Origin of the sequence: Citricoccus sp., assembly GCF_035445025.1 — a bacterium.
Lineage (GTDB): Bacteria > Actinomycetota > Actinomycetes > Actinomycetales > Micrococcaceae > Citricoccus.
In genome coordinates this window covers 1-1,053 of the sequence record NZ_DAOMPX010000174.1, presented here as the reverse complement: position 1 = coordinate 1,053, position 1,053 = coordinate 1, and the positions used below count along the sequence as shown (strand labels likewise).

The 1,053-nt window shown below is 69.5% G+C and carries 1 protein-coding gene and 1 pseudogene; both read left to right on the top strand.

The features are described 5' to 3' along the window. A pseudogene (locus tag PLJ28_RS15965) lies at positions 1 to 789 on the top strand (hypothetical protein); the annotation flags it as partial. Between the two features lie 41 nt (positions 790 to 830). Next, positions 831 to 1,053: ketopantoate reductase family protein (locus tag PLJ28_RS15960; protein WP_324590454.1), on the top strand; the 223-nt coding region annotated here is incomplete at its 3' end.

Sequence of the window (1,053 nt, the reverse complement as noted above, 5' to 3'; positions counted from 1 at the left end):
GACGCCGACTACACGCTGGTCACCGCAGCCCAGCAACCGCTGCCGTTCCTCTCGGACATGGTGGTGACCGGCTTCTACCCGGCGGCCATGTGGATGGTCTACCTCTGCGTGGGCATGGTCATCGGACGGCAGGCACTGACGTCCCGCACGCTGGCGCTCAGGCTCCTGGGCTGGGGCTCGGCGCTGGCCGCCGCGGCCTGGGCCCTGTCGATGTTCCTGCTCGGCCCCGTCGGCGGCCTGCAGCGCCTGATCGGGGCGACTCCGGAACTCGATGCGGACGAGATCGCCGAGGTGCTGACCTTCGGTCCGGAGACGACCCTGCTGCCGGATTCGTCCTGGTGGTGGCTGGCCACCGTCGCGCCCTACTCCGAGACCCCGCTGAGCACGCTCCACACGCTGGGGGCGGCCATGGCCGTGCTGGGCTTCGCCCTGCTCATCACCCGCGGCGGGGGCAGGGTCTTCACGCCCTTCACCGCGATCGGTGCGATGACGCTGACCCTCTACTCGGCCCACTGCATCGTCATGATGCTCGAGATCCTGCCGGAGGACCAGCCGGTCGTGAACCTGTGGATCCAGGTCATCTCCTTCATGCTGTTCGCGCTGATGTGGCGCAGCTCCCTGGGCAAGGGCCCCCTGGAGGCGATCATCTCCGAGTCCAGCGACTGGACCCGGCGGCGCGTGCGGGAGGGGTGGGCGAAGCCCTCGCCCAGCGTCCCCCCGCTGGAGGCTCCGTCCCCGGACGGGGACCGGACAGCCGCACCGGAGCAACACCGGGGATCAGCCCGATGAACAGCCCGTCCCTCACACCCATCCGCACGACACGAGGAAAGATGACCATGAAGACTCTGATTGTGGGAGCCGGAGCCACCGGCGGGTACTTCGGGACCCGTCTGGTCCAGGCCGGACGTGACATCACGTTCCTGGTCCGTCCACCCCGCGCCGAGCAGTTGCGCCAGGGCCTCCGCGTCTACGGGCCGGGGTACGACGAGACGATTCCCGTCCGGGCCGTCACGGCCCGCGAGCTGGACGGTCCCTACGACCTGATCCTGCTCA